The sequence below is a fragment of the Microcoleus sp. A2-C3 genome, assembly GCF_036706065.1.
Taxonomy (GTDB): domain Bacteria; phylum Cyanobacteriota; class Cyanobacteriia; order Cyanobacteriales; family Microcoleaceae; genus Microcoleus.
Map to the genome: position 1 here is coordinate 43,656 of NZ_JAUBVX010000028.1, position 26,427 is coordinate 70,082.

The following is a 26,427-nucleotide window of genomic DNA, read 5'->3' on the forward strand; positions in this document are numbered from 1 at the left end:
CCACAGAGAGCGCAGAAGACACAAAGTCAGAGAATAAAGAATATCATTGTATCACAAATAATTTATCAACATCACTCTTTCCTCTTCCTCTGCGTTCTCCGCGCTCTCTGCGGTTAAAAACTCTTCGCCTAACTCCAACTAAAATCCTCCTTCAATAAATCAGAAAGATCCTGATTGTAAGGCTTAAAATAATTGGTTAATTGTTGTTCTATTTCGGCAGGCATATTACTGTAATCCTCAACAGTATTACCCTGATATTGTTTGACAGCACTCGCCTTGATATCCAAGAAATCTAACACCCGATAAAACACATCCTCCGCATTTTTATGAAAATCTTCGCTCTTGAGAATCAGCAACTGTTCCCTGGGAAAATAATCGAGCCAATTCTTGATTTGTTCGACATAGATTCCGCGCGACAAATAGGAATAATGCTGGTGATTGAAACTGTAATAACCTTCATCGGCTTTGATTTTTTCAATTTCACCTTTTAGCCTGTCTGGTTCAGATGCGATCGCCTTTTCAAAATCCAGCTTTTCACAGCCGATCGCCACTTCTAAATGATAGTGCATCCATGCTCTTTGTACCGGGTTTCGCAGCATCACAATCAGCTTAACATCCGGGAAACACTTGTAAACCCGCTCGGCCACCAACGGATGGTAAATATAGTAAGGAGTCATCTCCCACAGCAGCACTTTTTCACCCGCGACACTCCGCGTTAACTGCTTGCTATACCACTCTACACCGCGCTCGAAATTTAATTCAAAAAAGTGTACTTGCTTAGCACCTTCTTTGATATTTTGCAAGTGATTTTCTAGATAGCCGTATAAAGCCTCGGTGCTGCACTTTTGAGCGCCAATCATTAAAAAGTCTGGTGATTGCTTATTTTTCAACTGAGTTGAAATCTTGGCGTAGCTGGGATTATTTTTATTCAAGGCGTGAACTTTGTCAGTTGTTTCTGGCAAATCCAGCGCCTCCATTTTGCCGTCAAATTCCCAGTGGTAGGGCGGACAAAGAATCGTTTTTTGGTGTACAGTCGATCGCACATATAGCGGATAAACGTGCCACTGATAATCGTAAGCGTAGGCCCAACTCTTCTCATAAACCCCAGGATTCACGTAATATTGCCCGTTTCCTAAATCCAGCCTGTCTATGTGCAGCCGGATTTTGCCTTTACCTGCCGCCAGCGGGATTAACCGGCCCATTTGATTAGTATTAGTTTCAAAACAACTTTGACCATCTTCTCGGCTAATTGTCACGCCAAAAATCGCAGCAGCAATCGGTTTCGGAACCGTATAATTAATTTCAATAGTAATAGTATCGCCGCTGTCTATTTCTTCATCCGGCAATACTTTGACATCAGTTATTTCTACTTCCAAAGAACCGAAGCGATTCTCATTAACTCGCAATTCTGAACCCGTACTTGTGACTTGAGGAGGACGCATGGGAGTGCGCTTGTCAGTTTCCGATCGCATTTCCGACAAATACTGACCAGCCACCACTTCTGGTTCCCCGTAAGCAACGATTTCACCGGATTTTAGCCACATAGCCCGATCGCACATTTTCTGAATTTGCGCCGCGCTGTGAGAAATCAAAACAATCGCACATCCTTGAGCCTTAAACTCCGCGATTCTGTTCAAACATTTAGTTTGAAAAGACACATCACCAACCGACAAATATTCATCAATTAACAGCACTTCCGGATCGGTATGAATTGCCACCGAAAAAGCCAACCGCATTCGCATCCCCGTACTGTAAGTGCGCATCGGGCTGTCAATAAACTGTTCTAATTCTGCAAATTCAACAATGTCGTCAAATCGGCGCGCTGCTTCCCGGCGAGTTAAACCGGCCACCACCGCACCCACAAACACATTTTCTCTGCCAGTTAAATCCGTGTGAAAACCCGCACCCAAATCCAACAAACCGCCAATTCTGCCGTTAACTTGAATAGTTCCTTCCTCAGCGCGGCCGATACCGCCAATCAGTTGCAGCAGTGTCGATTTCCCCGCCCCATTCTTGCCGAGAATTCCCAGCATTTCTCCGGGAGAAACAGTAAAACTGATATCCCGCAGCGCCCAAAAACGTGCCTGGGGTTTCATCCGCCACCAGCCCCACAAAGCCGCCTCCATAATTGTCAGAGGTCGATCGGCACTGTAGCGGTTGAAACGTTTCCCTAAACCCTTGACAACAATAGATTGACGCATTTACAATTCCTCCACAAATCGATCGCTTTGCCGTCTAAAAATTCCCAGTCCGATCGGCAAAAGAGCCGCCACAACGAGGCTAACAATTAGCAGCGCTTGCCAGTCCGGTTGAGTACCTTTGAGCAGTATTGCCCGGTAAGCTTCAATCAGTGGCACCATCGGATTTAACTGATATAAAGGCTGAAATTCTTTGGGTACGCTTTTCAAGTCGTAAAAAATCGGAGTCAGGTAAAATAGCATCTGCAACAGCACCCCCAAAGTGTGCTGAGTGTCGCGAAAAGTCACGTTAATGGCAGCAAGTGGATAAGCCAAACTGACCGTCAAAATGAATTGAATAATCATCAAAAACGGCAGAAAAAACAGCACCGCATTTGGCTGAATTCCGTCGATCGCCAAAAAGATAATTAGCACCGGCAGCGCCAGCAAAAAGTGAATCAATCCGGTTGTAGTTGTAACTATCGGCAAAATTGCTGTCGGAAAATTCGGCTGCCTGATTAAAGCCAGGTTGCCAGTAATTAGTCCTGTCGCTTGAAACAACGCCGTCTGAGTCCAAGTCCAAATTAACAAACCGCTGAAAGCAAAGGAAGAAAACTGCGGAATATTCACCGGAATTACCGATCGAAATACAAAGGAAAAAACAGCCAACTGCAATAGCGGATTGATCAAAGTCCAAGCAATCCCCAGAGTCGATCGCTTGTAAAGCAATTTCATATCGCGATCGACCAACTCCCGCAGCAAATCGAAAAAATGAGCAATTTTGCGCCGATCGACCCGTTTTACCGCATTTCTCACTGCACACCCCCAGCAATTACCGGCTGTTCAACTTCCTGCAATTCTGGGCCCGGGAGAGCCGCCAAGCGTTGAGCTTGCAACTGCGCTTCCCTGTAAGTAAAAGGACTTTGCAGAGCTCCCAGCAGCTCGCTGACAACCAACTTACGGGGAAACCAGCCCGGACGCCTCAATCGACGCAGCAGCCACCAGTTCAGCCACTGAGACCAAGCAAACTGCACAATTTCCAGGCGACTGACTGTACGGTTGCGATCGCACGTCAGCAAAAAAGCCCCAAAACCGCGCCCATTATCCCTTAACTGCCTGCTCAAAGCCTCGCCGCTACGACGGTGTACGTGCCAAACAAAAGCTCTCGGCTCATAAAAAGTCGAGTATCCCTTCGCCAAAATCCGGTGAAACATCTCAATATCCCCAGCCCCGCGAGTCGGAGTCCCCACATCCAAAGCCGGGTCAAAAGTCCCAACTTCCGCGAACACTTGCCGCCGGAAAGCCATATTCGCCCCGACACCGTAAGCGCTCGACCACAACAACTCCCGCGCCGAGAGCTTGCTACCATCAACTTTAAAACTGTGGAGATATTGCAGCATTCCCCCGTAGCCGAATTCAAATTGAATTTGAGCATCTGTTTCCAGTTCCGCCGGTGCGACTAAACCGCTAACTGCCATAATTTCCGGGTCTGCAAAGCCCGCAGCCATCCCCCGCAGCCATCCCCGATCGGGCCGCACGTCGTCGTCAGTAAAAGCAATAATCTCGTGGCGGGCCTCAGCGATGCCACGATTGCGCGCCCAATCCAATCCTGGCCGTTCTTCCTTGACGTAGCGTACCGGCAATCGCGCGACCAATTCAGCGGTGCTGGTGTTGGAAGGAGCGTTGTCTATCACGATAATTTCGCGGTGGGGATAGTCGATCGCGAGAATTGCTTCCAGAGCGCCTTTGAGTAAGTCGGTGCGATCGCGCGTGCAGATGACCACACTAATCGGCGGCAGCGGATAATTTGGCTTTGTTTGCAGGCCCAACTGAAGAGCGAGAATTGCTTTCGTCAATTCCTTGCCTATTTGCGCAACAATTGTTGATCGCACCCGCTCGCCCGGAATAATTGCCAGCCAAGGATTGTTAGATATTTCCACCCATTCTAGAGGCACTCCCCGGTAGCGCACCAAAATGCGAATTTTTTCGTAGTTCTCAAGTCCCCTAATCGGATTTATCGGTTCTGAAAATTCGATTTCCAGCAGTTTTATTGCCATAAATTGCTCCTAAAAATAGTGCGACGGTGACATGAAAAGTTTTCAGGTTTAAGTTGAAATCTCCATCTTGTCTAAGGACTAAGGACTAAGGACTGCTGACTAGCGACTAACTCATAACTCTCAACAGCAATCAAAGGCTTTTCGAGATCCGTTCCGGCACTTTTGGGCATACCGTTAACCGCGATCGCAGCTAGCAATTGATCCGATACCAGAGTTGCCAGAATTGAACGCAGGTGGACGCCCCGCAGCGGCTCGACACCGAATTTGGGAGTGACGTGGCCGATCGGCAGTTCACCGTAACGGAGATAAATGCCATCGGGCCGTTCAGCGTCGATCGATCGTTCTGCCGCTTCCAAACCTTCGTGCAAATCGATTTCAATTTCGCGATCGCTCAAATCGGCACGGGCCCAGCCTCCTTGCATAAAACTAGAAATTGCCGATCGACTTTTCAATTCATCCATCACTCCCCGGAAGTACCAATAACCCCGCAATTTGCCCCGCAGCCACCGCCAAGTAGTCCGCATCCCCAAACTTTCCAACAAATCAAGGGATTTCCTCAGCCCCAGGCCCAGTAAATCTACAGCCGCCGGCCAGAAAAATGCGATCGCCACCAAAATTTTGTCTGCCAAAGAATAAGGAACTTCGTAGTTTTTTATCTTCAGTAGCGGTCTGAGTTCCGGGTGTCGATGACCGATCAAAACATCCGATCGCCCTTCCTGACGAGCACGCCGGAAAGAGCGATCGAGATTGTTAGTTTCGTGTTCGTAATGATAGCCCACCGCGCCCGCAGCCATCAGAAAAGAGACATCAGCTTTCAGCAAGCGCACCCCAAACTCATAATCTTCTCCGCCGCAGTTCCCGAAAGCTGAATCGAAGCCATTGAGACGAGCAAACAATTCTGCATCCAGAGAAAGGTTGCCGCTGAGCAAATCTTGGTACTCGAACCGGTGATCCGGGCGGCTCATCTGGTAAAATTTTTCTTCCCACCAAGCCCGCACTTCCACATCAAAAAATCTAGTTCCTCCCTGCAACTTTGGCGGATAAGGGCCCATGACAGCACAGCCCGGACGTTCTTGGTGAGTGCCAATGTGACTTTCCACCAAAGGCGGCAGCGCTTCGATATCGTCATCCAGAAACAGCAGCAACTGCCCAGTAGCCGAAGCTGCGCCCGTATTGCGGGCGATGGAAGCACTCCGGCAATTTACCTCGATCACGTGCAGTTTAAACGGAGCTTTGTAGTCTTGTAGCATTGCCAAAGTATCGTCAATGCAGCTATCTGCGACTACGATAACTTCCATCAGGTCGATCGGATAAGTCTGCGAGTGCAGAGCATCGAGAGCCCGCCGCAGCGAAGAACTGCGATTGTGAGTGGGAATAATTACGCTAACAGTTGGATTTTCTCTATTCATATTCGATTTGATTGGTAATTGGTAATTGGCAATTGGTAATTGGTAATTGGTAATTGGTAATTGGCAATTGGTAATTGGTAATCGGTAATTGACTGTCAACTGTCAACTGACAACTGTCAACTGACAACTGTCAACTGTCAACTTTCAACTGCTTGCGAGAAGCAAAATAAGCCATCGGCCCGCTGACACAGCCCCGCAATTGAGCCAACAGCAAATCGCTCGGAATCGAATCCGGTTGCTTTCGCAAAGAAGCAACTAATTCAGGAATTTGCTTGTGCCGCAGCCATCCCCAAGCTAATAGAGGCACACTGAATTCTCTGTTGATGACAAACATCCGCGTCCAGAAAGCATAGACTCCGATGCCGTAGCCTTGGAGCGTTTTTTGCAATTCTTCCCAAGTGCGCCGGTGGCGGTGCCAACTCAAGGCTCTCGGTTCGTAGACGATGCAGTAGCCCGATCGCAAAATACGAGCAAACAATTCGCAGTCTTCGCCTCCGACAGTAGGCGTTCCCGCCCCCAAAGCTTCATCAAACAAGCCGATATGGTCGATCGAACTTTTGCGCAAAGCCATACTCGCCGAAACACCCACCGGAGCCACAATCAGCGGATTGCACTGCGCCCCGTCAAAAACTCGGCGATAGAAGCCCCGTCCGTGGGGGCTGTAGCGCTCAAACCATTCTTGCGCTTCTGTTTCGAGCTCCAAGGGCATCACCAGCCCCGTGACGCACATAACTCGCGGATCGCTAAAATTTTGCAAGAGCGATCGCAGCCAATTCGGATCTGGGGCCGCATCATCATCTGTAAACGCTACGAATTCGTGTTTAGCCTCACGTAAAGCACGGTTACGGGCGGCGCTGGAGCCTGGTACATCTTCCCGCACATAGCGGACTTTTGGGTAATTTTTGACCAGTTCCTGAGTAGCATCCGTGGCGGGACAATTATCAATTACTAAGTATTCCTGACCGTCATCTGGGAGCAGCATCAGCGCGTCCAGACAGCGCTGCAAATCTTCCGGGCGATCGCGCGTACAAACCGCTACAGTGGCGATCGGGATTGTCTCTACCGCCCCGCGTTCGTCCCATTCCAGAGCATCGTAGAGCCAATTTTTCCACAGGTTATCGCCCGCAGCATTCATCAGAGTTTCCCGCAATTGGGAACCCTCAATGCGACCTCCGACTACCGAAAGTTGAGCTTGGGCGATCGGTTTTCCGTGCAGTCGAATTAAAACCAAGGCTTTGCTGTAACGCTCCTCAACCGTAATTTCTGGCGGGAGTTTGGATATTTCCAGGTCGAGAATAGCTGTTGCCATTTTAGATTTTAGATTGTGAAAAATTATTGTGAAAAACTCAGAAATACTCCGTATTTTCCCGGATGTATTTTAGCCAAAATTGTTGTAAGAGATAGCAACTTATAGCGATTCTCAAAAAAGTGAGGTATGCCATATCCCATATCCCATATCCCATATCCCGTTCGCGTACCTGATCTTTCTGAGAAAGGCTATATCAATGCCATACTTGCCGATCGCCGATCGCGAATCAAACATAAAGCCTCATTATTGTTATTGCTTTTACTTATTTTTACTTTCGATTACCCGCTGATGTCAAGTTTTTTTCCTACATAATTTTTACCGCCGAAGACTCTCGTACATCGGGGCTTGTGTCAATTGCAGGCGTTAATCGCCCATGCTTTCCAGGTGACGATAGAAAATTTAGTCAAGATTTTGGCAAATTGAGGGCTAAACTTGAAAAGACTTGCATTCCTTACTAGGAAGCATTTTGATCGTTCGGACTTCACTCCTTCTCCTTCTATCCTCGCGTTTGACTGTGCCGAATTTCTGCTAATAGCATCTCTTGATTTTTTGCAGGTTCTTTGCAAGTCAAACACTCACAAACTAACCCGATCGCACCTTCAGGCAAATCAGCCTCAATCTGACATACAGCAGTCGGATAATACCGCGAAATCAACCCCGAAATCTGGTCTGACGACGTGCGAATCAGGGTAGAATGCTGATACCAATCCAGAGCCGAAAGCAGACTCGGACAAGCTTGGGGAGTATCTCGGATAATACTGCTAAAAGCTTGCAAACCTTGTTGGGCGCGATCGAGATATTCTAAATTCTGGCCCAGCAATGCCAAGCGAACCAAAGAAGCGATCGCAATTCCATTCGCCGCCGGAGTTGCACTATCGATATAACTGCGTTCCCGCACCAACAAATCGTCGCTAGCATCCTTAGCAGTATTGTAATACCCTCCCAATTCCACGCTCCACAAAAACTCATCAAACTCATCTTGCACCTGCACAGCTTTCTCCAACCAAAACTGAGAATTCGGCAATTGTTGTACTGCTTCCCCGTTTCCTAACATCAAACTCGCTTGATGCAAATCCAACAAAGCTTTCACAAACAAAGCATAATCTTCCGACTGCGCCGCCACAGCAGATTGTCCATCATAATTTAGCCGCTGAAACCGCCCGTCAGTCCACTGATTATCTAAGATAAAATTAGCAGCATTCACAGCCAATTCCAAATACTCCAAATTTCCAAAAACAGCCGCCGCCCGCGCCAAACCCGAAATCATTAAGCTATTCCAAGCCGCAATCATTTTCGTGTCAGTAACTGCGGGAATTCTACCGGGCCAAGTGTCGTTTTTAGCTTCCTGATTATTGCGGGCGGGCGGAAAAGTTTTCACAGTATCGGGATTGTCGCCGTAGCGTACAGCAAAAAGTTTAGCTAAAGCAGTTTCTACCGTTGCACTGAGTTTTTCCTGCTGATAGCGCTGCAATACATTCTTGCCTTCAAAATTGCCACCACGAGTCACAGTAAACTGTGTTTGAATTTCCCCCAATTCCTGAGTATTTAACAGCGTTTGTAGTTCGGTGTAAGTCCAAACATAAAAAGCTCCTTCTTCCGGCTCAACTTCCTCTGAAGTGTTAAAACTATCAGCATCTTGTGCAGCGTAAAAATAGCCAGTTGGTGCGATCATTTCTCGCTTCAACCATTCTACAGTTCCTGCGATCGCAGTTTCAAAAGCTGGTTCTTGGAAGCCCGCGCTCCACAAATTCGCTAAATACTCAACAATTTGACCGTTGTCGTAGAGCATCTTTTCAAAGTGTGGCACAGTCCAAGTTGCATCAACCGTGTAGCGGTGAAATCCCCCCGCTACGTGGTCGTAAATGCCGCCCAATGCTAAGTCTAATCCGCGCTGAGTGCAGACTTGTTTGCTGTCATATTTTGAATCAAAATTAAAGCGCGTTCCCCTCAATGCTAGCTCAGCATAAGGCATCATTGGAAAACTGGGCCCTGGGTTGCTGCCGGCAATAATTCCGGTGTTGAGTTCTAAGCCTTTTTGGAATACTTCGCGATTCAATTCTGCGGTGGCTGCTGACAGCAGCGCCGACTGTTGGAGGTTGTCTAAAATTTCTCCTTTGAACGCTTGCAATTTTTGCTTTTCTGTGTCGTAAAATCGGCGAATTGATTGCAAAACTTCTAAAAATCCGGGGCGTCCGTAGCGCGGAGTTACGGGGAAATAAGTACCACCGTAGAAGGGAACTCGCTCGTCGGGAGTGAGAAAAACGTTGAGGGGCCAACCGCCTTGGCCTGTCATCATTTGCAGGGTTTGCATATAAATGCTGTCGATGTCCGGGCGTTCTTCGCGATCGACTTTTATCGGTATAAAGTGCGAATTCATGTATTGGGCGATCGCGCGATCGGAAAATGCTTCCCCTTCCATCACTGTACACCAGTGGCAGCTAGAGTAGCCAATGGACAGAAAAATCGGCTTATTTTGGCTGCGGGCCGTTTCTAGGGCTTCGTCGCACCAGGGCCACCAGTCGATCGGGTTTTCGCTGTGTTTCCGCAGATAAAGGCTTTGGGATTGAGCAAGACGGTTGACCATAATCAAATCTACTTTAACTCTTACTGACTGCGCTTGTTAGTTCTATAGTAGTTTAGCGCGGACTATTTAAGTTGAGTTGTTGGCGACAATCATGTTTTAATATAATCACTGATTATTTCCATATAAAATGAGTTTATCATCTCGCAGAAAATTCAATCTACGGCTTGGACAATTTTTGCTGAGTGTGGCAGTTCCTCCCGCTGTTCTCAAACAGTGCCAAGCCGAATCCTCCAACCAAGCCGAACCATCGAGTCCACCTGTATTAAAAATTAATAACAACAAAGTTTCGACCAAAAAAGTAGTTCCAGAAGTAGAATTATTCGTGCCGACTTTTTTAGGAAACGACCAGCGCACATTTTACGGTCGAGGTGTTCCCAAGGGCTTGAAGTTAATCAACAAATTTGAGCTAGGAAGCGGCCGGACTTTTCTGGGTAGGCAATCGCAAATTTGGAGTGGCGCCGGTTGGACTGGACAGCCAACAATTACCAGAGATAGAGACAAAATTTATTTAATTATAGGTTCTTTCGACCACTATTTGCACAAAATAGATATGGCGACCAATAAAGAAGTTTGGCGCTATAAATTTGATGATATAATTAAAGGAAGTTCAACAATTTATATTGACAAAACAGCCAAGGCCGAGAATAGAATTGTGATTTTGCAAGGCAGCCGCAGCGGCGGGGGTGGCAAAAATGTTGTACCGAGTTTTAGGGCAATATCTTTTAGAACAGGCAAGGAACTTTGGAATCTGGACATCAGGAGAACGCCCAGCTACAGTCAGGATAATGACAGCAGCGCTTTGTATCTGGGCGATGGCGTGTTGTTTAATGCGGGGGAAAATGCGATCGGCTATTTTCTGAATAGTTCTGCCAGCAAAGCTAAAGTTAAACAAGGAATCAAGCAACCGCAGATCTTGTCGGAAGTGCAGCTTTATGCAGCGGGAGATATCCGCAAGCATGGCGGCAATTTGGTAGCAGAATCATCGCCGTCCAGGCTCAAAGATCAACTATTTATCGCTGCGGGTTCTGGTCATATTTACGGTATCAGCATTAAAACAAAAAAAATTGTTTGGGATTTCTATACTGGTTCAGATATAGATGGAAGTGCTGTAATTTCTAAATCTGGAAAACTGTTTTGTGCGATTGAAAAACAATACATTGCGGGTAACGGTGGAGTCCTCAAACTAAATCCGAACAAAGCACCGAATGCCAGCGTTGAATGGTTTTTGCCAACCGGAAATCGCCGACTTTCTAGTTGGGAAGGTGGGATAATCGGCTCTGTGGCGCTGAATGACGAGTACAATCCTGGGGACTTTCCGCTGCTATTTGCCACAAATGCGATCGACGGCAATTTGTATATCGGTTCCCAAGATATGATGACAGGCAAAAAAAATGCTGTACCTTGGCGCAACCAGTCTTATGATACTCCTGTAATAGTCTTTAAAAAAGAGATTGGTTCTTCGATTTCGACTCCGATTTTTGCTGATGGCAATAAACTGATTAGTGCGGGATATAATGGTGTTTATTTGTTTGAGTTGAAGTGGGAACGAGCGAAATCTGGAGATAAGAATGCTTTGAAAAATGCTAAGGGCGAGTTTTACCGTTTGAAGGTAAAAGAATCGGGGAGATTTAAACCGGGTTTATCCTTTGAGGCGACGCCTGTTGTTTGGGATGGCATTGTGAGGATTTGTGCGCGGGATGGCTGGATGTATACTTTGGGTTAGTCAGTAGTCAGTAGTCAGTAGTCATTAGTCATTAGTTATGAGTTATTGGTTATTGGTTATTTACTACCAATTAGCAATGCCCTCAGCCCAATGCGTCAACTCAACTGTTCGGGTGTTGAAATCCGCCAATGTCCCTACCTACCGTTTAACTGCGCTTATCTCTATCATAGAAAGGATATCAGGAATTATAGGAAACTTGTTATGGCAACCAATGACAGTCAAATAAGTCAAATTTACGGTTCAGAGGATGCTCAAGGTATTTTACAGCTTGCGATCGCACGGCGACAAGATGAAGGCGAACTTTCCCGAGTGCAGCTTTTCGAGATTGCGGCGGAATTGGGCATTTCCGAACAGGATATTGTGGTGGCGGAACAGCAATGGTTAGCCACTAGAGGGGAATTTCAAGAAAAGCTGGTTTTTAACTCTTACCGTCGCGGCAAATTGCGGAAAAACTTGACAAAGTACGGCATTATCAATACTTTTTTAGTTTTGTTTAATCTAGCAGGATCGCACGAGCTTTCTTGGTCATTGTTCATTTTACTAACGTGGGGATTGGGATTGTCGCTAAATGCTTGGAATGTTTATCAAACTGAAGGGGAAGATTACGAACAAGCGTTTCAGCGATGGCGTTTGAAAAAACAGGTGGGAGAGTCTATCGGTACTGCGACGGATAAGCTGATGAAGTGGTTGCAGTCTTGATATTCAGTCACTTTTGTGTCAATGACAGATTTATCGCCTAATGTCTGCGATTGATTCACGAACTTCGCAATAACAGAGGAAATCAATCAATTTTAACATCAGTCTTCATCGCGCCGACTTCCGCTTTGAGATGAGGATTTAACCTCCAGGCTGGCTATTGCGAAGTGGCAAAAATCAGTTGAAAATGTAATTAAGTACGCGCGGTAGAGCTCTCCCCTAGGGAATCGCCCAATCCCAACCTCAAGCAAAAAATGCTATAATACCAACTTTAACTTCTAAACATATCCGCCAGCAGGAAACACAGGAAAATCTTATGGTGATTATTACCTCACAAGAAATTGCCCAATTTCGATCGCAATTAGCGGAATATCCCGAAGCCCTCAAAGCCCTAGACGAAATCGAAGATTGTGAAGGCAACATCGAAGATGCAGCGATTTCTCTAGCAATTCAAGCTGGACAAGAACCGAATATCTCTGAAAATTGGTTGGACGGATTGGCAAAAAGATGCCGCGTTGCTATTTGCAAATCTGAGGTAAAAGAAGAGTTGATAAACGGACAATTGAATGCTGCTTTTAGAGATTTAGTCGCAGCCAAAACTTGCCCGCAGATTTTGGTAACATCGGTGATTATTTATGTATTTAAAACTGGGGTGAATGATTTTTGTGAGCCTCTGGAATATAAACTGTAAAGCCATCGATGCAGTTAAATTCGCCGCAATTTATCAAAACATGATATAACGAGGCGATCGCACTTTTCCCCTACTACTGTGCACTGCTGTAGCCAGCAGGCACGATATCCGGTGACAAACCCAAAGATTTCCCCAGCAAACGAGCAAGTTGCACTAAAAATTTAGCAGTATCTGCGTCACCTTCGCCGGCCATTGAAGCTGATATCTGGATTAGCATCTGCACAAATCCCGCATCTATTAAATCTGAACAGGAACTTAAAACCTCTGGTTCTTGGCCGTTGGGACAGGTAAGCACTCGCTCGATTAAGTTCAAATAAGCCTCTTGGCGTTCTGGATTCATTTTGGGAGGATCTGTACAGTGAATAATTTATTATTACGCTTAACTCGGTTCTGTCAATCAGGCGATCGCATACACGATCCCCGTCTTTCCTCTAGAAACTCCATTCCGTCGGCAATAGACAGAAGCTTAAAGAAAATCTTAAGTTTTTCAATGCTAGTTTAGTCGAGGTAAGGTGCGCAATGCGCACCCTACGATTCAAGGGTAAGGTGCGCAATGCGCACCCTACGATTCAAGGGACTTAGGAATCTAAAAAATGAAAATAGGAATATTTTTAGGAAATCTAGGAAATCCCGCCATCTACTATCCCACTCTAGGCAAAATTACGGGCGGAGTCACGGCGAGTATTTTTCTTTGTCAATTATTGCAATGGCAAGCACAACAGTGCAACTCGGACGAATGGGTGAAAACTAATAGCAGTGAAATTGAAAAAGCTACTGGTTTAAATTGCGAAGAACAAGAAATTGCGATAAAACTGCTGAAAGTGCGATCGCTCCTGAAAGCAAAATCAACAAATCCCAACACCGAAATCCTCGAACTCTGGGCGGATATTGACGCTTTTGAGGAAAAAGTTAATAACTTGTGGACAACTAATTCCGATGATATTATAACAAAAACAAGCCGCGAACATAACAATCGTCCTTTAGAAATATTCGCCGAAACTTCACCCCCAGAGCCTGTAGTTAAAAGCGACAAACATTTCGGGGAACCTCGCCAAAAAATAGCCGTTACAGTCAACCCAAATTACCAATTTAGCGGGCCTTGGAATTCTCAATCAGAACTGCATAACTTTCAGCGCACCTTAGAAGAATATGCCAGAGATCGCAACTTAGGATTTGGCAATCCTTCGGGATGGGCTTTTAAAATTATTGACAGCATGACAAAGGGCTTAACCTCGACTTTTTGGGACGAATTTATCGCCGGAATTCCTTTAGGAGAAAGTCAGAAAGTTAAGCGAGAGTGGGAAATTGAGCCGGAAGTGCCTTATCCGGCGTTTGAAGAGGAGCGAATTCAGTATTATGTGCACAAGGGCGAACCGCTGGAAGCAGCAGTGTCTAAGGCTCGTGCTGACTTGAGAAACCCGGTTTTGGGGAAGGATTTGTGGGAGGGTTTTTTGCGAAAGTGCGATCGTATTGCCGATGATGCGCTCAAAGCTAAAAACCAGGGCGTGCAAAACGCATATTTACCGTCTTCCTTCAACGAAAGACCGCAAATTACCAAAGAAAGCGTGATGAATAAATTAGGGGCGATCGCGCCGCAATTTGCCCTGAATCAATCCACATCTGAAACAATCGCAGAACCCCCAAAACTCGAACAAAAAGAACCGCAAACCGCCGACGAAATCCCCAGTATTTCCTTTTTGCAAAAAGCTTGCCAAACTTCTCTCGGTCGAAGTATAGTTGAGAAACAAATCGCTGCTAACCCAGAATGGGGATACGAAATAGTTGACGGTGAAATCGTAGAATATATCCCTTTTTAAGGATGCTAAAATGAAACGAGTTAGGGATATTAATCCGCTGGGAGTAGAGCGAGCAAATCCTTCAAATGCAGAAAGAGCCAAGCTGCGGCAGGAAAGATTGCAGCATGAGAAATATTTAGGTTTTCAGCAGTTAATAGAGCTTTGCAGTTTGGGCGAATATGGCATGGCGAAACAACTTGCAGCCAGACATTCTAGTTGGGGTTATGAAATAGTTGACGGAGTTGTAATGGATCGAGTAGATTAGATTCGTAGTCAGAACTTTAGTCCTTTCGGCCTCGGATTTAAGGACTGAAGTCCTTACTACGAACCTACTTTTGCCGATATGTTAGAATCACAATAGAGACTTAATGGGTTTTAAAGTTATGACCGTTATTAATCCTAAAAATATAACGCTCAATGAAGTTAGTGATTTTTGAAGTTTCAACAAATCTTTAATAACGATACGTACCCAAGTTTCTTGTCATTAGAACCACTCACCGAGTTTGAACAGCTAGAACTCGTACAAATCCGCAACGATTTTCGCGAATACCTTTCTGTGGAAAAAGTCCCTGAAGGGCTGGTACAAGCTCTAGCTACTTTTCCTTTAATGCGATTGGCTGGCTTTTATCGATCGCCTTTAAAGATGAGTCTAGAAGAAAATATTGCTAATATTACTATAGAAGATGAAGACACAACGATTACAGGTCGATTTGACATCTTAGCAATCAATAAAGAAAAACAAATCGCCGCTGATATACAATTTTGGATTTTAGTAATAGAATCTAAAAACAGTATGATTGCTCCCCGTGCCGGTTTGCCCCAACTACTAACTTATGCTTATAAAAGTTTAGAATATCAGGAGTCAGTCTGGGGACTTGCAACTAGCGGAGAGTTTTATCAGTTCGTTAATATCCGTCGCGGCAATCCGCCCACCTATCAGTTAATGCCCTTTCTAACTTTGATGGAACCCGAATCTTCAGTTGTGTTGCTGCAAGTTTTGAAAGCTATTTGTAAACTTCTAGCAATCCAATCTTCAACCCGCGGAGGCGGGTTTTGTTTGTATAGACGCGGTTTCAACCGCCGTCTCTTCAACCCGCGGAGGCGGGTTTTGTTTGTATAGACGCGGTTTCAACCGCCCAGTCTTCTGCATAAAAAAAATGAAGCAGGGAGAATTCCCTACCTCAATTTTTAGCTAACTTTTTCTCTAAAAGATAGAGCTGTTAAAGCTTAGTAGCCTCTGGTGTTTGGCTTGTGCACGATGAAGCTCAGCACTTGGCATTGCTTCACGTTGTCAAAACCCATGACGCGGATGTAGCACTGAGGATTTTCTTGGCGGCAAGCTTGAACTTCAACCATGATTTCTTGGACGCTGCGAGCACCAAATAAAGGCAACTTCCACAATGTCCAGTAGCGCATTTCAGGGGCAGAGGTTTCGTTGAATTCTACGCCGGGAATGTAGCCTTGATCCAAGATGTATTGCAGTTGCTTGGCGATTTGGGCGTCTGTCAGCGGGGGCAAATAGGACAGAGTTTCGTAACGACGCTCTTTTGGTAAAGTTCTCATTTTTGTATCTCTAAGGTGTGTGTTCGATCGCACTTGTCGATCGATTAACTCGACAAATTATCCAGATTCGGTTCTGAATCTATTGATGCTTCAGGATGACTGCTAGAAACAGACCAATTAAGTTGCGTAATTCGCTCTAAATGCTGGCGTCTGTGTTCCATATTCGACTGTTGAATGCCAGTAGAAACCATTTCTGGCAAAAACTCTGTCACATCGTGCGCCAGATATTCTCGCACCGTCATGATCCGAAATCCTAAATCTTGATTTTCCCTCAGCAACTCTTGAATGTAAGCTTCTCCATCTTGGATTTTGCCCTTGGTGGAAAAGTCATTCAACCAGATTGCCTGAGCAGGATTGGTTTCGCTCAACTGAGCGACTACAATCCGCACGGATTGATAGGTTAGGTAACTTGCCAGCACCTTAGCGGTGTCTTTCGCAACTTGTTTGAGATCCATTTTTGACCCCAGCCCTTAAGAGTTTTGGATTGTTAATTTTAGATTTTGGATGCAAACTTACTTGTAAATCTTCTTCCAAGATAAAGACTTAACAGTAAGTTTGCTACCTAAAACCTAAAATCTCTAACCAAAAATCATCAAACGGTATCCATTGCCTCGAATTCAAACTTGATTTCTTTCCAAAGTTCGCAAGCAACAGCCAATTCAGGGCTCCATTTGCAAGCTTCGCGAATGATGTCTCCGCCTTCGCGCATCAAGTTGCGGCCTTCGTTACGAGCTTGGACGCAAGCTTCCAATGCAACGCGGTTAGCTGTTGCACCAGGTGCGTTGCCCCAAGGGTGGCCCAAGGTGCCGCCGCCGAACTGCAAGCAGGAGTCGTCGCCGAAGATTTCAACCAAGGCTGGCATATGCCAGATGTGGATACCACCGGAAGCTACTGGCATGACACCAGGCATGGAGGCCCAATCTTGGGTGAAGTAAATACCGCGGCTGCGGTCTTCTTCGATGTGGTCTTCGCGCATCAAGTCTACGAAGCCCATCGTGATGCCTTTTTCGCCTTCGAGTTTGCCCACAACTGTACCGGAGTGCAGGTGGTCGCCGCCGGACATCCGCAAGCACTTGGCAAGCACGCGGAAGTGGATACCGTGGTTTTTTTGACGATCGATCACAGCGTGCATGGCGCGGTGAATGTGCAGCAAAATACCGTTTTTGCGGCACCATTTAGCCAAGCTGGTGTTTGCAGTGAAACCACCGGTTAGGTAGTCGTGCATGATGATCGGGGTTTTGATTTCTTTGGCGAACTCAGCCCGTTCCATCATTTCTTCAAAGGTAGGGGCGGTTACGTTTAAGTAGTGACCCTTGACTTCGCCGGTTTCTGCTTGGGATTTTTCAATAGCTTCTTGAACGAACAGGAAGCGATCGCGCCAGCGCATGAACGGTTGCGAGTTGATGTTTTCGTCGTCTTTGGTAAAGTCCAAACCGCCGCGTAGAACTTCGTAAACGGCGCGGCCGTAGTTCTTAGCAGACAGACCCAATTTGGGCTTAATTGTACAACCCAGCAAAGGACGGCCGTACTTGTTCAATTTGTCCCGCTCAACGGTAATACCGTGAGGAGGGCCTTGGAAGGTTTTCAGGTAAGCAATGGGAATCCGCAAGTCTTCCAACCGCAGAGCACGCAGAGCTTTGAAACCGAACACGTTACCAACCAAAGAGGTCAGCAAGTTGGTGACGGAACCTTCTTCAAACAAATCCAAAGGATAAGCGATGAAGCAGATATATTGGTTGTCTTCGCCGGGGACTGGCTCGATATCGTAGCAACGACCTTTGTAGCGATCGAGGTCGGTCAGGAGGTCAGTCCAAACAGTCGTCCAGGTACCGGTGGAAGATTCAGCAGCTACAGCAGCGCCTGCTTCTTCTGGTGGTACTCCAGGCTGTGGAGTTACGCGGAAAGCCGCCAAAATATCTGTATCTTTCGGCGTGTAATCCGGTGTGTAATACGTTAGTTTATAGTCTTGAACTCCGGCTTTATACCCAGCCTTTGATTGAGTTTGGGTTTGCGCGTAAGCCATATCTCGCTTCCTAGTATTCGCTTAATTTTTTGGGCCTGATGGCCGGCTCCTAAAAATATACCAATAAACGGACACTCTCAAATTTTAATATTCTTTTAATCATCATAAGTATTCTTTATTTTCCTTTACATTAAGACAATATTTGTAACATATCTTATAAAATGCAAGCGGCGAAGGATGCAGGGGGAAACGCTAGGGATCGCAGAGGGGGCGGGGAAGTTCGATCGCGCGAAAGATATTTTGCAGCAAGCCAAACAACCGATAAATAAGGTTTATGTAAAGAATTTGATCCTGGAAAATCAGAATTGGTAATTGGGAATGGGAAATTGGGAATTGAGAAATTGGGAATTAGTTATAAATACCTAAATATGTGGTTGTAGTTGAAATCGATCTCAACTGCAATTCAGTCTGCAATCCAAAATCTCAAATCTCAAATCTCGTGGGGGGGCGAGAAACCGGGTTTCTACGAAAAATTTAGGTTTATTAACGAGAAATCTACAAAGAAACCGGGTTTCTGAAGTCGCAAGTGCGATCGGCAACTAATAGAACTCCCAGACCACCAAGTCAAAAATCCGCACCATAGCACATAATATGGACAGGAGTTGTGCAGCAACCTGGTGTATAAACCAACGCAAATCCGTCGTTACAGCAATTAAACTTCGCTTAAAACCGGGTTTCTGCGTTAGCTGCGCGTAAGTCTAATATGGATATCTAGCCCCATTTCTACTCTGGTTGTGCCCCATCCCCCTTCAAAAGCCGTCCACTGCATCAATCCAGATTGCCCAAGGCCTTACCCTCAGACTTGGGGCAACAATTTTTGCCAGAGTTGCGGAACCCCGCTGCGGCTAAAAAATCGTTACATACCTCTACAAGGTCTCGGTACCGGGGGTTTTGCAGCCATCTACACAGTTTGGGACACAGAAACTCAAACCGAGCGCGTCTTGAAATTGTTGCTAGAGACTTCCCCGAAAGCGGTAAAACTGTTCGAGCAAGAAGCTTGGGTTTTGGCACTTTTGCGGCATCCTGGTGTGCCTAGAGTCGAGCCGGACGGTTATTTTCACGTCCAAACCCAAAATTTTGCAGGCGGGGATGGAAATACCGCAGCGAGGCGCTTACCTTGTTTGGTAATGGAAAAGATTCATGGCAAAACTTTGGAAGAAGTTCTCGAAGAGCACCATCAGGGATGTCCGCAGGAATGGGTGTTTAGTTGGCTGAGTCAAGCTGTGGAAATTTTAGAGGAGTTGCATCGGTGTCAGATTATTCACCGCGACATTAAACCGAGCAATTTGATGCTGCGAGATCCAGAATCACCACAAGCTTTATTGAACAATGGTTTGGGCGGTTTGCAGTTGGTGACGATCGACTTTGGGGGTGTTAAGCAGATGGGCGGTGGGGAATCGGTGGGGAAAGATTCTCCGAGCTCGACGCGGTTGATTTCGCCTGGGTACAGCCCGCCGGAACAAATTGTGGGCGGTGGTGTGGTGCCGGCGACGGATTTTTATGCGCTGGGGCGGACTTGTATTCATTTACTGACGGGGAAGTATCCGGCGGAAATTGAAGATCCGATGACGGGGGAGTTGCGGTGGCGACATATTGTGTCTGTGAGTCCGGCTTTTGCGAATTTGTTGGATGATATGGTGCGATCGAATATACAGCAGCGTCCGGCTTCGGCTGCGGATGTTCGATCGCGCTTGCAGGAGATTTATGCTAGGAGTAAGGGCAAAATTGCGACAGCCCCAGTCAGTCAAGCTATTGTGGAATTCTGCCGGCAAATAGTGGTGGCGGGGGCGCAAAAAACAGCAAGTTTGACGGTTTTGGTGTTCGGCGCGATCGCCAAAATCGTGGTAGCTTCTCTGGATACCGGCTGGGAAATGGTGCTCGGCGGGGTTGGTGGATGTGCTGGGGCGATCGGCGGTTTGGTTTTGGGCTATGCTTCACCTATCGGTCCAGAAGTTGCCAATTTTTTGAATGAAGGTTTGCACCAATTAATCCATAACATGACTTTTTCTGTCGGGCCGGAAGTGCTGCTGTTTGCCTTTGCGGGTTGGGGCACTGCGATCGGTTTGACGGATGCGGGGAGTTTTCGCCAACAAAAACAGTATTGGCTATCGGGATTGATGGGAGCTCAGGGCTATTTGTTGGCTGGTTTGTGTTGGATGGAAGCAACCACTTCTAGCGGGGTACAGGGGATTATTTTAGGGGCTTTTGCGATCGCCACTTTAACGATCGGAATGGGTTTGCGGAGTCACCAATTAGTTCATGCTTTGGTGGTGGCTGTTTGTTCTACGGGACTGTTTTTGTTTTTGAATGTTTTGAACATTTTTCCGGGGAGTTTTTTGGGGATTTTGTCGCTGTCGTCTGGTGCTTCCTTCGGCTGGTTGCAGGTTTGGGGCTCGGTTGTGTTTTTTGGTTTGTTGGGAAGTGCGATCGGGCTTTGTTTAGGAGTGAGTCATTATTTAGTTGTGCCCGTGTTGAGGTGGTTGGGATGGCGGTAAAAAATTCATAATTAATATTATTTCCCAACACGCTTGGGATAATATAAAACGGCGGTTTAAACCGCGTCTACACAAACGAATTCCCCCTCCGCGGAATGAAGAAAATCAAGAATTCCAACCCGCTTAGAGTGCATTTTTTCTCCATAAATGTGATGTTAACCGCTCACTCTTCAACCTGCGGAGGCAGGTTTTGTTTTTATCGACGCGGTTTCAACCGCCCGGTATTCTTGAATGGAAATAATATTAATTCACAATCAACGATTTTCTGCTTCATGATCGAGCAACCATTTCTTTCTCCATAAACCGCCCGCATAACCTGTTAATTTTCCATCATATCCAATTACTCGATGACAAGGAATAACAATACAAATTCTATTCATTCCGTTAGCATTTGCCACAGCACGAACTGCTTTAGGATTTTTCAAGGCAGCAGCTTGTTGCTGATAAGAGCAAGTAGAACCGTAGGGAATATTTTGTAACTCTTGCCAAACCGCCTGCTGAAATTCCGTTCCAGGTGTGACTAGCGGCACCGAAAAATCTTGGCGATTGCCTGCAAAATACTCATTGAGTTGTTGTTGCAACACATCAAAATGTTTGTTTGTGCCTTGCAGTACAGTCGCATCTAAAAGTTTAGCCAATGACTCAAACTGCCTCTCAATCATTTTGCGATCGGTAAACTCTAAAAGGCAAATACCTTGTGCAACGGCACAGGCGAACATAGTTCCTAGAGGAGTTTCCAATCTGGTAAAGTCTATTAGTTGTTTGCTTTTGCTATTTGATGGTGACACGCCCAAAATAGATTTGAATGAATCGTTAAAACCGCTGAGCGATTCGTAACCGCTCTCGTAAGCTGTAGCAGTAACTGTTTCGCCGTTTTGTATTTTCTTAAAAGCTGAATTTATCCGCAATATTCTTTGATAGGAATGAAAAGTAATGCCGTGATTCTTCAAAAACCAGCGGCGGATTTGACTTGGCTCAATGCCTCTGGCCGTTAAATCCAAATCGGTTAATTTTGTGGCGGGATTGTGGCTGATTTCACGCAGAATAGCTTGAATGCGATCGGGTGTTTCATTCAGCATTTCCAAAGGCTTACAAACCTTACAAGGTCTGTAACCGTGAAGTATCGCTGCTTTGGCAGTTGGGAAAAATTCTACATTTTCTTTTTTCGGTTTCCGTGCGGTACAAGTTGGGCGACAAAAAATACCTGTGGTTTTTATTGCTGCCATAAAAGTCCCTTCGCAGGAAGCATCTTTATCAACCAGTGCTTGATACATTAAATCATCTGTCAGCATAGTTTTTTTTGAGTGCACTATTACTAATATCGCTGAGGTGACGAAAGTTTGACAACCGAAAAATTAACAACTATTTTTTTTCTACATATAGCGGTTCTCAGAAAGATGAGGATAGCCCAATGCCCAATGCCCAATGCCCAATGCCCAATGCCCAGTCGTACCTCACCTTTTTGAGAAAGGCTATATATCCCAACAAAAGATTAGAGTTGTCAGCTATAGAAAAAACCACCGAATCGCCTTTTTGGAGAGCTAAAACTAGATCCAATCCCTTGGTTCCTGACCTGCACCTGACTGCTTGCGGATGACCTGAGCGCTCAGCCATTGGCGCAGGGGTGGAGATTGCCCAATTTCAATGAGATAAACCTTAGAAGACTCTCGATCGATTCCTCCTGTGAGCAATTTGATGCCTCTGATGATTTTCGCTTCGTGCCACAAATCGAGCAAAAATACTTCGCAGGGGCTATCTGCTAATTTATCCTCAATAATGATTAGTTCATCTGGGCTGATTATTTCCTTGTTGGTTTCCCGGACTGGGAGCTTGAGAAAAGTCTCCATTTCTATATCATAGTATTCGGCTTCTGAATTATGGTAAGTGTCCAGAGCAGTGAACAGATAGTAATAGCACCACAACGCAGTAATTATGGAAACTGCTAATAAAAATGCCGCTCCCATAAAATACCCTACTTGATCAGACCATGAAGGGGGTACGTGTTCCAAAGTCGTGATGATTATAGAGTGAATGCAAAAAACAGCCAGCGATCCCAGCCCCAGGTAAAACAATCTACTACTAATACTCATCACAAATTTCTGCTTGTTTTCTGAGATGTGTTCTCAATATAGCCTACGGCTGCGGCTGAATTTACTGACGATCGATTTTTGGAGTCGCTATTGACACGCGCAGGTGTTAGAGTTTGAGGCAATTTGGGCGGATATTTCAATTCCCCGCAGCCACTATGTTCGGGATTGTGCGATTTTGGGCGATCGCGAATTATCGATGCAATCTTTAAGAAATCTTTAGCTTTTAGTTGGCGAGAGTCTAACAAAACTCAACTCGATCGAGTTTATAGATTTGTTAACTGTTAATTGTTGTTAAGAGCGAGCGGTGGCGCATTTTCTGCCAGGAAAGCTAGCTATACAAAACTTGTAAAAATTAGATATAATAGGCAAGGGCTGCTGTATATAATGTTATTAGGAGTTGCTCGATATCATTCGGTAACAGAGCAAAAAAATAAAACATGGGCAGAGTTACTGCAACAATCGCCGTCACCAACGAAGTAGACAAAATGTTGGCAGACAGAGGGTTTATACCAACAGAGCAAATTCGCTCTCTCACTCTCGATAATGTCTTAGTCGATACAGGTGCAACTCGACTCTGTTTGCCTGAAGAAATTATCGCTCAGCTAGGTTTAACCCTAGTTGGAGAAATTGACGGACATACTGTAATAGGATCTAGAAAATTTCGCCTATTTAAAAATGTCAGTCTTGCTATAGCGGGACGAGAAGGAAGGTATGATTGCGTTGAACTACCCGCAGGACAAGAACCTTTAATAGGCTTGATTCCACTCGAAGATTTAGGCTTGGAACCAGATTTGAAAAATCAACGGTTGATTGTTTTACCGGCAGAGGGCAACCAAAGCTATATTCGAGTGTAGTTTTTATAGGACTTATACCAATTTAAAATATCCTTGCTACAATAATTGAGGTTGAGTTTGTTTTCTCAAATATTATCGATGGTGCGTCGCTCGATAGATTTTTCGCCTCTTTTTGGATACTATCGATGGCGACACACCCTACCAATATCGTTGCATTGATTTGTCACTCTTGGTATTAGCTATGAATATCCGTACTGAAAAGCCAGAAGATGTAGCAACTGTTCGCAATGTCAATATTGTGGCATTCGGGCGAGAAAATGAGGCAAACTTAGTCGATCGCCTCCGGGGAATTGCATCTACATTTTCCTGGGTTGCCGTACAATCGGATCAAGTGGTCGGACACATTTTCTTCAGTCCGGTTGTCATCGCAGGAAAATGTTCTAGCACTTTGTCAATTCTGGGGTTGGCGCCAGTCGCAGTTCTACCCAACTATCAGCGGCAAGGTATCGGATCGCTGCTGATCCGCGAGGGCTTACAAGAGTGCGCGCGATCGCATTTTCAGGCAGTGGTTGTGCTGGGATCTCCCGATTTCTATTCGCGTTTCGGGTTCGGGGACTGCTAGTAGCAAGATGTTGGGATGCGAATATGATGTACCTGATGAAGCTTTTATGGTGTTGGAATTAGAAAGAGGAGCTTTGCAGGATTGCAGCGGAATGGTGAAATATCGATCGGAGTTTAGTCTGTGCCAGTAGCGAATAATACCACTTGCCTAGGTCTTAAAATTTATTTAAACGCTGCCTTTTCCCCTCTCCACCTTGGAAGCGTGCAAAGCAAAAACCGGAGTCAAAGCAGATTTCCCCTTCAGAGAAACAGCACCCAAAGCCTCGCAATCGAAGTTTAGCTCGATCGACTCAAACACCCTTTCACCAATCAAAATTTCGTTTTCCCCCGCCTTGCTCATCAGCCTAGCAGCCGTATTCACCGTATCGCCGAGGATATTAAACTCCCTGCGCCCTCGCGGTTCCCCAACCTCAGCAGCAAACACAGGCCCCCGATACAACCCAATTTGACAGCTTATTTTCACATTTTGACCGCCGATGACGATCGGAGGTAAACTGGCAATTAGATCCCGGATCGCGATCGCCGCACTCGCAGCGCGACTTGGATCGTCGGTATGAACGTCCGGTACGCCAAAATAAATCAGTATATCCGAACCATCCAAGTGAGCCGTTACTTTTTGCAGCACGCCCCCTTTCGCTGACACCACAGCATCAATTAGCGCAAACACCCGAGAACAGCCCAGTACCAGGTTAGCTTCCTCGGCTGGCGTAGCTTTGTCCACCAACTCCGGTAAACCGATCAAGTTGACAAACATCACCGTCGGTTCGGGAAAATCCGGCGGGATTTTCCGCCTGTCGGCATTTTCAACCAGCAGTTTCAGGATGGTTTTGGGTATATAACTAGCAAGGGGTTCCACCCGCTTCACGGCTTCCCCGATTTCCCTCACCAAACCCGACACGGTGCGATCGAGCAATACTGAACTTGGCATCCGCCGCCCAGTCAAAGTAATATCGTACTCTCCAAGTAGATCGTCCGTGAAATCATCTACCACCAACAAATAACCCGGTTTCCCCGGTTCAAAACGAAATTGCTCTCCCAAAGACTCTCTAGCAGTTTCAGTCAAACACACCCGCCCCACATTCCCAGAACCCTCAGCCTGCTTGGCTTGCTGGACTGAATGCCCCAGCAGTACGTGGGCCATCCGCAGCGGCGTACCGATATCTGCACTAATGTAGCGGCCGCAGTGGATACCCACCCGCATCCTCAAAGACAAAACACCCCGCGCCGTTTCAATATTCGCAAATTGAGCCATCGCCCGCTGCATCCGCAAACCCGCCCGCACCGCCCTGGCTGTATCCTGTTCGTGCTTCCCAGCCAAAAACTGCACCAGCAGCGCATCTCCTGTAAACTCCAGCAAATCTCCCCCCGATTTGCTGACGATTTCAATCATCGAGGCAAAGTAGTCGTTAATCACCCCCAGCAGCGTTTCAGCGCCCTTGCGCCCCTGGGCTGCGTTTGCTTCCAACAGCGACGTAAACCCTGCCAAATCTGTGAATAGCAAAGTGCCTGTTTGCCACTGGTAGCGCACCTCCCCCGGGTTGGGCGGAGATTGGGAAACGGGCCTGGGTACGTAGTCGTTGAGGATGTAGCGGAGAGTGCGCAGGTGCTCGAAAACCCCCATTAGTGTTGCGGGGGACGGATCTACCCACGCACCAGCGTAGAGTTCAGACGAAAGGAGCGATCGCAGCCGCAGTTCGATCGCAGCCAAGGGAGGATTGAAAGTTAATCTATTAATTTCCACCTAGTCTATTCTTAAAAAATAAGGTAAGTTCGATCGATCTCAAGCCAACACCAATTGCTAGCCCTATACCATTATCATAAGTTTCCCGTGACCCGATACCAGCCCAACTCAGAACACCGGATAGAAATTTCCCAAAGTCACAGCTTGATCGCTCCCGATTTGATCCGAGTGGCTCGATCGGCCTATGGTATGTATTTGAAAGTGCATTCCGAGCAGATGCTGCGTCCAGCCGGTGTAGTTGTCAGTCAAGGAAGCGATCGAGGTCAGCTAATTTTTACTGCGCATCCCGTTTTATTACCGGGCGAACGTTTTGTTACTTTTAACGAAATTGAATCTCAAATGTATTAGGCCGTTGACAGTTGATAGTTGACAGTTGACAGTTGTCAGTTGTCAGTTGTCAGTTGGCAGTTGGCAGTTGGCAGTTGATGGTTGATAGTTGTCAGTTGGCAGTTGGCAGTTGGCAGTTGTCAGTTGGCAGTTGACAATTGGGAATTGGTGATTGGTAACAGCTTAAAATCAAAACCACATCGCACAATTGCTGAAAAAGGTTCGTAGTTAGGACTTTAGTCCGCATTCAAATCAGAGAAATCGCATTTGTTACTACAAATATAATTGGTAATTGACACGACAAAATCTAACAACTAACAACTAATCAATC

General features: G+C 46.1%; 27 protein-coding genes. 12 read left to right on the forward strand and 15 right to left on the reverse strand.

Annotated features, from left to right (window positions below):
• Positions 1 to 128: 128 nt before the first annotated feature.
• From QUB66_RS16665 to QUB66_RS16690, 7 genes are all read right to left on the reverse strand, one after another.
• Complete coding sequence (locus QUB66_RS16665) at positions 129 to 2,201, reverse strand: ATP-binding cassette domain-containing protein (protein ID WP_332968777.1); 2,073 nt, start codon at positions 2,199 to 2,201, stop codon at positions 129 to 131.
• The gene (locus tag QUB66_RS16670) at positions 2,202 to 2,993 is read right to left on the reverse strand and encodes an ABC transporter permease (RefSeq protein WP_332968779.1); all 792 of its coding nucleotides are present in this window, start codon (positions 2,991 to 2,993) and stop codon (positions 2,202 to 2,204) included. It lies immediately after the preceding gene.
• Positions 2,990 to 4,234, reverse strand: a complete 1,245-nt coding sequence (locus QUB66_RS16675) for a glycosyltransferase (RefSeq protein ID WP_332968780.1) — start codon at positions 4,232 to 4,234, stop codon at positions 2,990 to 2,992. Before QUB66_RS16675 ends, QUB66_RS16670 begins: the two co-directional genes overlap by 4 nt.
• Before the next feature lie 71 nt (positions 4,235 to 4,305).
• A complete protein-coding gene (locus tag QUB66_RS16680) occupies positions 4,306 to 5,643 on the reverse strand; it encodes a glycosyltransferase family 2 protein (RefSeq protein WP_332968781.1) in 1,338 nt (445 codons plus the stop codon).
• Positions 5,640 to 5,732, reverse strand: a complete 93-nt coding sequence (locus tag QUB66_RS29760) for a hypothetical protein (protein WP_442923297.1) — start codon at positions 5,730 to 5,732, stop codon at positions 5,640 to 5,642. Before QUB66_RS29760 ends, QUB66_RS16680 begins: the two co-directional genes overlap by 4 nt.
• A 41-nt stretch (positions 5,733 to 5,773) precedes the next feature.
• The gene (locus tag QUB66_RS16685) at positions 5,774 to 6,952 is read right to left on the reverse strand and encodes a glycosyltransferase family 2 protein (protein ID WP_332968782.1); all 1,179 of its coding nucleotides are present in this window, start codon (positions 6,950 to 6,952) and stop codon (positions 5,774 to 5,776) included.
• Between the two features lie 496 nt (positions 6,953 to 7,448).
• Complete coding sequence (locus QUB66_RS16690; protein WP_332968784.1) at positions 7,449 to 9,536, reverse strand: thioredoxin domain-containing protein; 2,088 nt, start codon at positions 9,534 to 9,536, stop codon at positions 7,449 to 7,451.
• Between the two features lie 127 nt (positions 9,537 to 9,663).
• Here QUB66_RS16690 and QUB66_RS16695 point away from each other — a divergent pair, with 127 nt between their 5' ends.
• The 3 genes from QUB66_RS16695 to QUB66_RS16705 all read left to right on the forward strand — a co-directional run bounded on the left by QUB66_RS16695 (position 9,664) and on the right by QUB66_RS16705 (position 12,646).
• Entirely contained in the window at positions 9,664 to 11,259 is a 1,596-nt protein-coding gene (locus QUB66_RS16695) for an outer membrane protein assembly factor BamB family protein (RefSeq protein ID WP_332968786.1), read from the forward strand.
• 201 nt (positions 11,260 to 11,460) lie between these two features.
• Positions 11,461 to 11,958: a 2TM domain-containing protein gene (locus QUB66_RS16700; RefSeq protein WP_265236362.1), complete on the forward strand. Its 498-nt coding sequence runs from the start codon at positions 11,461 to 11,463 to the stop codon at positions 11,956 to 11,958.
• Between the two features lie 313 nt (positions 11,959 to 12,271).
• On the forward strand, positions 12,272 to 12,646 hold the full coding sequence (locus QUB66_RS16705) for a hypothetical protein (RefSeq protein WP_265236363.1): 375 nt from the start codon (positions 12,272 to 12,274) through the stop codon (positions 12,644 to 12,646).
• A 73-nt stretch (positions 12,647 to 12,719) separates the two neighbouring features.
• Here QUB66_RS16705 and QUB66_RS16710 read toward each other — a convergent pair whose 3' ends face one another.
• Entirely contained in the window at positions 12,720 to 12,986 is a 267-nt protein-coding gene (locus tag QUB66_RS16710) for a hypothetical protein (protein ID WP_265236365.1), read from the reverse strand.
• 253 nt (positions 12,987 to 13,239) lie between these two features.
• Here QUB66_RS16710 and QUB66_RS16715 point away from each other — a divergent pair, with 253 nt between their 5' ends.
• The 3 genes from QUB66_RS16715 to QUB66_RS16725 all read left to right on the forward strand — a co-directional run bounded on the left by QUB66_RS16715 (position 13,240) and on the right by QUB66_RS16725 (position 15,562).
• Positions 13,240 to 14,463, forward strand: coding sequence for a hypothetical protein (locus QUB66_RS16715; protein ID WP_332968788.1), 1,224 nt, complete (start codon positions 13,240 to 13,242; stop codon positions 14,461 to 14,463).
• A 10-nt stretch (positions 14,464 to 14,473) separates the two neighbouring features.
• Entirely contained in the window at positions 14,474 to 14,707 is a 234-nt protein-coding gene (locus QUB66_RS16720; protein ID WP_265236368.1) for a hypothetical protein, read from the forward strand.
• A gap of 213 nt (positions 14,708 to 14,920) precedes the next feature.
• Entirely contained in the window at positions 14,921 to 15,562 is a 642-nt protein-coding gene (locus tag QUB66_RS16725; protein WP_332968790.1) for a restriction endonuclease subunit R, read from the forward strand.
• Between the two features lie 107 nt (positions 15,563 to 15,669).
• On the opposite strand, the gene QUB66_RS16730 is transcribed toward QUB66_RS16725, so the two are convergent.
• From QUB66_RS16730 to QUB66_RS16740, 3 genes are all read right to left on the reverse strand, one after another.
• The gene (locus QUB66_RS16730; RefSeq protein ID WP_265236372.1) at positions 15,670 to 16,005 is read right to left on the reverse strand and encodes a ribulose bisphosphate carboxylase small subunit; all 336 of its coding nucleotides are present in this window, start codon (positions 16,003 to 16,005) and stop codon (positions 15,670 to 15,672) included.
• A gap of 44 nt (positions 16,006 to 16,049) precedes the next feature.
• On the reverse strand, positions 16,050 to 16,460 hold the full coding sequence (gene rcbX / locus QUB66_RS16735) for a RuBisCO chaperone RbcX (protein WP_265236374.1): 411 nt from the start codon (positions 16,458 to 16,460) through the stop codon (positions 16,050 to 16,052).
• Positions 16,461 to 16,597: 137 nt separating this feature from the next.
• Entirely contained in the window at positions 16,598 to 18,028 is a 1,431-nt protein-coding gene (locus tag QUB66_RS16740) for a form I ribulose bisphosphate carboxylase large subunit (RefSeq protein ID WP_265236376.1), read from the reverse strand.
• 734 nt (positions 18,029 to 18,762) lie between these two features.
• Between QUB66_RS16740 and QUB66_RS16745 the strand changes: the two genes are divergently transcribed.
• Complete coding sequence (locus tag QUB66_RS16745; protein ID WP_332968793.1) at positions 18,763 to 20,523, forward strand: serine/threonine protein kinase; 1,761 nt, start codon at positions 18,763 to 18,765, stop codon at positions 20,521 to 20,523.
• A gap of 254 nt (positions 20,524 to 20,777) precedes the next feature.
• Here QUB66_RS16745 and QUB66_RS16750 read toward each other — a convergent pair whose 3' ends face one another.
• The 3 genes from QUB66_RS16750 to QUB66_RS16760 all read right to left on the reverse strand — a co-directional run bounded on the left by QUB66_RS16750 (position 20,778) and on the right by QUB66_RS16760 (position 22,858).
• Positions 20,778 to 21,815: a bifunctional transcriptional activator/DNA repair enzyme AdaA gene (locus QUB66_RS16750; protein WP_332968794.1), complete on the reverse strand. Its 1,038-nt coding sequence runs from the start codon at positions 21,813 to 21,815 to the stop codon at positions 20,778 to 20,780.
• Positions 21,816 to 22,070: 255 nt separating this feature from the next.
• Complete coding sequence (locus tag QUB66_RS16755; RefSeq protein ID WP_332968796.1) at positions 22,071 to 22,613, reverse strand: hypothetical protein; 543 nt, start codon at positions 22,611 to 22,613, stop codon at positions 22,071 to 22,073.
• Positions 22,613 to 22,858: a hypothetical protein gene (locus QUB66_RS16760; RefSeq protein ID WP_332968798.1), complete on the reverse strand. Its 246-nt coding sequence runs from the start codon at positions 22,856 to 22,858 to the stop codon at positions 22,613 to 22,615. Before QUB66_RS16760 ends, QUB66_RS16755 begins: the two co-directional genes overlap by 1 nt.
• Before the next feature lie 192 nt (positions 22,859 to 23,050).
• Between QUB66_RS16760 and QUB66_RS16765 the strand changes: the two genes are divergently transcribed.
• The 3 genes from QUB66_RS16765 (at position 23,051) to QUB66_RS16775 (ending at position 24,159) form a co-directional block, all read left to right on the forward strand.
• Entirely contained in the window at positions 23,051 to 23,467 is a 417-nt protein-coding gene (locus tag QUB66_RS16765; protein ID WP_332968800.1) for an aspartyl protease family protein, read from the forward strand.
• 181 nt (positions 23,468 to 23,648) lie between these two features.
• Positions 23,649 to 24,029, forward strand: a complete 381-nt coding sequence (locus tag QUB66_RS16770; protein ID WP_332968801.1) for a GNAT family N-acetyltransferase — start codon at positions 23,649 to 23,651, stop codon at positions 24,027 to 24,029.
• A 7-nt stretch (positions 24,030 to 24,036) separates the two neighbouring features.
• Positions 24,037 to 24,159: a hypothetical protein gene (locus QUB66_RS16775; RefSeq protein WP_332968803.1), complete on the forward strand. Its 123-nt coding sequence runs from the start codon at positions 24,037 to 24,039 to the stop codon at positions 24,157 to 24,159.
• A 35-nt stretch (positions 24,160 to 24,194) separates the two neighbouring features.
• Here the strand turns inward: QUB66_RS16775 and QUB66_RS16780 are convergent, their stop codons facing one another.
• A complete protein-coding gene (locus QUB66_RS16780) occupies positions 24,195 to 25,769 on the reverse strand; it encodes an adenylate/guanylate cyclase domain-containing protein (protein ID WP_332968804.1) in 1,575 nt (524 codons plus the stop codon).
• A gap of 87 nt (positions 25,770 to 25,856) precedes the next feature.
• Between QUB66_RS16780 and QUB66_RS16785 the strand changes: the two genes are divergently transcribed.
• Both QUB66_RS16785 and QUB66_RS16790 read left to right on the forward strand, forming a co-directional pair.
• A complete protein-coding gene (locus tag QUB66_RS16785; protein ID WP_265236388.1) occupies positions 25,857 to 26,117 on the forward strand; it encodes a hypothetical protein in 261 nt (86 codons plus the stop codon).
• An 81-nt stretch (positions 26,118 to 26,198) separates the two neighbouring features.
• Positions 26,199 to 26,324 (forward strand): hypothetical protein, encoded by a 126-nt coding sequence (locus QUB66_RS16790; protein WP_332968806.1) that lies wholly within the window; start codon positions 26,199 to 26,201, stop codon positions 26,322 to 26,324.
• Positions 26,325 to 26,427: the final 103 nt, after the last annotated feature.